Below are 4,084 nucleotides of genomic sequence, written 5' to 3'. Positions count from 1 at the left end.
ATCCGCCGCAAACGGCACCACCGAACCGAGATAGGCGTGCATCAAGCCGTCTTTCAATGTCACAACCTGAGTCTCGGTCCAGAGGGCGGCGCCGAATGTTGAATCGTCGTAAATCGTGAACGTAAGAGTATAACTGCCATCCGGATAGGCAGCGCCGGTCGAGTCTTTCAAACTCCCTTGATAACTCAATACCGGGTTGATCGCCCCCCAGGCCGGACTCTGCCCAAACAGCAGCAATCCAATGACCAAGCACAGAGCGCCAATAGCAAACGATCTCAAAATGACCTCCGACAGGAACCGCTGTGGTAGCTAAATCGACCTTGAAGTATGGCATGCTAATATAACACCAAATACCGATTTTCCAAGCCCTTTGTCATCCCGAAAACCTCTCTCCGATGCCTTGTTTAGCAGGGTCGGCTATCACCCGTAGGGGCGACCCTCGTGGTCGCCCGCAAATACCCGCTACCCTGCCGCTCGCCCGGTGCCCCACCGCCTGCGCAGCGTCCCGAGGAACGAGGGATTGCGGCGGGTTCTCGCGCGTTTCGAGGCACGATCTGCCGACGACAACACCTCCGCCGATTCAACACTTCTCCTGTGACCTTCAGGTCACACTAAGTCACACTTCCCACCGTCCCCGAAATTCCAACTACCGCTACCGCAACCATTTACACTTCGGCACGCGACTTGACTCTCTCTTCTGTCGGAAACAATGAAACGGAAACGCCAACAGGAGAAAGCAAGATGTTAAGCAAAATCAAATTCGCCGCCGGGCTGGCCGCACTCACGATCCTGGCCGCCCTGATCGTCGTGTTCAGCCTCAAACCGAAAGCTCAGCCGGAGCCGCAATCAAGCACCCTTGATGAACACTCCACCCCGCAGATCGAACTTGTCAATTCCGTCGCCGACGAGCCCGAAGATGGCCGCTTCGCGCCGGAGGATCATCCGCTGCCGGAACAGCGTCCGTACGATGAACTCGCCGACCATCCGCAATTCCCGGTCGGCAACTGTCTGACGCTGGAGGAACTGGCGCTGCTCGACTCGCTCGATTTCGGCAACGTCCGTGATGTCGCCCTGGATGACGACCGCGCGCTGATGGCCACCGCCGGCGGCGTGCTCGAGTTCTTCCTGAGCGACTCGTCGTTCACACTCTACAGCTATCCGCAGGATCTGATCAACCACGATTGCTATGCCGTGCTGCCGTTCGAGGACAACATCCTCGTCGGCACCGAGGCCGGCATCTACCTGATCAATCCAATCGGCGTCGTCGAGCGCGTCTGGAAGGAAATCACTGACACCGTCACCGTTCTCAAATCGTTCGACGGCTGCTTCTACGTCGGCACGCGCCACGACGGCCTCTATGAAATCAACGGCCAGTTGGTGGGCAACATTCTTCCCGCCAAGCAGATCGTCGATGTCTCCTCCGACCAGTTTGCGCTCTGGGCCGCAACCGCCGAAGACGGCCTGCTTTACTTCGACGAGCACGGCTGGCACGAACGCTATCTGATCACCAACCGCGACGCCTTCGCCAATGTCACCGCGCTCGCATCGGCGTTCGGCAAGCTCTTCGTCGGCACCACCACCGGCGTGTTTATCTACGACGGCCACAACTGGCAACATCTCGATTCCAGCGATTACCTCTTCCAGGAGCACGTCACCGCCCTGGCCGCGGGGCGCAGCTACATGTACATCGGCACGGCCACCGAAGGCGTGTTTGCCTACTACGAAGGCTGGTTGACGCCGCTCGACTGGAGCGATGACGTGCAAGTCACCTCCCTCGACGTCAAAGGGGGACGCTATCTCGTGGGGCGCAATCAAAGGGGCGCCATTCTGGCCGACCGCAAAGGGGAGCTGGAACTTCTGCCGCTGATCAAGCAGACCGTCGCGGTTCTCAGCAGCCTCTAACCACTATGCCATACCCGGCCCGCGCCGGTACCTGATCAGCCCAACCCGGGGTCACCCCCGGGTTGATTTGTTTGGTAGGTCAGGAGCCCTGTGATCCTGACGCGCGCCCGGTGCCCCAGCGCCTGCGAAGCGTCCCGAGGAACGAGGGATTGCGGTGGGATCTTCACGGCTGTACGACGCCTTCGAGATGTTTCTGCTCCACGGACGGACTTGACGAATCCGCGTTCCTCGACCACCAGTGCCGTAGGTCGGGTTTCGAATTCCGCGCGACAGGACTTGGGGAATATCGAGAATTCGTATCCCGGAATGAGAAACCCGACATCTTCGTCATCAGGCCAAAAAGGGTGTCGGGTTTCGCGCTGCGGAAAGGCCACTTCACTACACATTGACAGCAACGCTCGGAACCCGACCTACATTTGACCCGTCAGGATCGCAGGGATCCTGACCTACAACTTCACAAGGCCTTCTTCAACACCGCAATCTGCCCGGCATGATAGAGGTTGTGCTGAATCACGCCGTGAATCAGGAAGTAGAGATTGTGTTGTCGGCCCGGCACCGGCATAAGCAGCGCCTGATCATCCAGCCCCGCAATCGCATCGCGCAACTGCTCGTACGACCCTCGCAACCCGCGCACTGCCAGCTCCCAGGCCGCTTTCGAGGTGTCAGTCACCGGCGGCCAATCCTGCTCATCCGATAATTCAACGGCCTTACCGCCGATGCGTGTCCGCACCGCGCCCTGCCAGGCGGCAATGTGCAAAGCAAGTTCCCAGATCGAATGGGCTCTTTCGATCGGTTTCGCCGCCGCGGCCTTTGCGTCTATCTCGGCCAACAGCTCCATCACCGCCGGGCCGTGCCACGCCTCACCATACATGGATCGATGAAGTTGATCCAGGATGCGTTCGATTTCGCTCATACATTCTCCTTCAAATTGAATTCGTCAAGAAGGTCTACGGTCTCGCGCGGCAAGCGGATATCACATTTTGCTCGCGTAGGTCAGGATCCCTGCGATCCTGACACTGCAACTGCGATGGTCCCCCCTACGCAATCGGCGCGCGCTTTGCTGCCGGCATCTCGGCGATGATCATGGCGACAAAGATCAAGAGCCCGCCGAGTGCGCTGCGCAGGATGAACGCTTCGCCGCCGAGTGTCCACGCGAAGATCGCCGCGAAGACCGGTTCGAGCGTGAAGATCAAACTGACGCGAAAGGGCGAAGTCAACTTCTGCGCGTACAACTGCACCACGAAGGCACTGACGGTGGGGAAGAGGGTCAAGAAGACAATCAGCCACCAGGCGGAGGATTTGGCGACCGCAAACGGCAGCCCCAGCACGAATGCCGTCACCAGGCTGAGCGCTCCGACAAAGAGAAATTGCTGACAACTGATCACCAGCGGGTCGCGACCAAGCTTCATGTACTTGTCGCAGTAAAGCAAATGCAGCGCATAGAAAAACGCCGCGGCCAGCGTGATCAGATCACCGAAGTTCATACCGCTGATTCCGCCGGTGAGAAACCACAGTCCGACCACCGACAGCGCGATCGCGAAGTACTCCCAGTAGGCCGGCGTCTTGCGCATCAGAAAATACGCCAGCAGCGGCACGAAGACGACAAAGAGGCCGGTAATGAACCCGGAATTTGCAGCGCTGGTGTATTGCAGGCCGATGGTCTGCGGGATGTAGAGCAACCACAGGATGATGCCGAGAATGATCCCGTCGCGCCAGCCCTCCAGGAACGGCGCGCGGCGAATCAACAGGAAGATTGCCAGCAGCAGCCCGGCGAGCAGGAAGCGATAGCCGACCAGGACCACCGGATCGACCGAGGCGACGACCTCCTTGACGATGAAGAAGGTCGCGCCCCAAATCGCGGCTGCATAAAGCAGACCGAATTCGGCGAGCAGGCGCCGGCCGGGCGCAGGCTGCGGCCGGGCCTTCGGATCATCGGAGATACGCTCCTGGGACATGGCCTCATAAATGCGAAGTCGTCGACGTTAATGCAAGTCCGGCGGGGGGATCGGGTTTCGGGCGTGATTGAAATGTCGGGTAATCTCCTTGACACGCGCGCCGATAATCATATATTGTCGCGCGACCTGACCGTGTCGCAAATTCCACTCCCCGGTAGCTCAGTCGGTAGAGCAGCTGACTGTTAATCAGCGGGTCGCTGGTTCGAGCCCGGCCCGGGGAGCTTTTT

General features: G+C 59.3%; 4 protein-coding genes and 1 tRNA gene. 2 read left to right on the top strand and 3 right to left on the bottom strand.

Translation table 11 applies throughout. The annotated features are described in order from the left end of the window. A partial coding sequence (locus tag IT585_15335) for a hypothetical protein (GenBank protein MCC6964623.1) occupies window positions 1-279 on the bottom strand: 279 nt, incomplete at its 3' end. A 462-nt stretch (window positions 280-741) separates the two neighbouring features. Here IT585_15335 and IT585_15330 point away from each other — a divergent pair. Then, complete coding sequence (locus tag IT585_15330) at window positions 742-1,902, top strand: hypothetical protein (protein ID MCC6964622.1); 1,161 nt, start codon at window positions 742-744, stop codon at window positions 1,900-1,902. Window positions 1,903-2,356: 454 nt separating this feature from the next. On the opposite strand, the gene IT585_15325 is transcribed toward IT585_15330, so the two are convergent. Both IT585_15325 and IT585_15320 read right to left on the bottom strand, forming a co-directional pair. After that, entirely contained in the window at window positions 2,357-2,815 is a 459-nt protein-coding gene (locus IT585_15325) for a DinB family protein (GenBank protein MCC6964621.1), read from the bottom strand. A gap of 124 nt (window positions 2,816-2,939) precedes the next feature. Further along, the gene (locus tag IT585_15320; GenBank protein ID MCC6964620.1) at window positions 2,940-3,857 is read right to left on the bottom strand and encodes a DMT family transporter; all 918 of its coding nucleotides are present in this window, start codon (window positions 3,855-3,857) and stop codon (window positions 2,940-2,942) included. A 148-nt stretch (window positions 3,858-4,005) separates the two neighbouring features. On the opposite strand from IT585_15320, the gene IT585_15315 reads away from it, so the two are divergent. After that, window positions 4,006-4,078: transfer RNA gene (locus IT585_15315), tRNA-Asn, on the top strand. The last annotated feature ends 6 nt before the right edge of the window (window positions 4,079-4,084 follow it).

The sequence above is a fragment of the Candidatus Zixiibacteriota bacterium genome (assembly GCA_020853795.1).
Taxonomy (GTDB): Bacteria; Zixibacteria; MSB-5A5; order CAIYYT01; family CAIYYT01; genus JADJGC01.
This window is presented reverse-complemented; position numbering and strand designations above follow the sequence as displayed.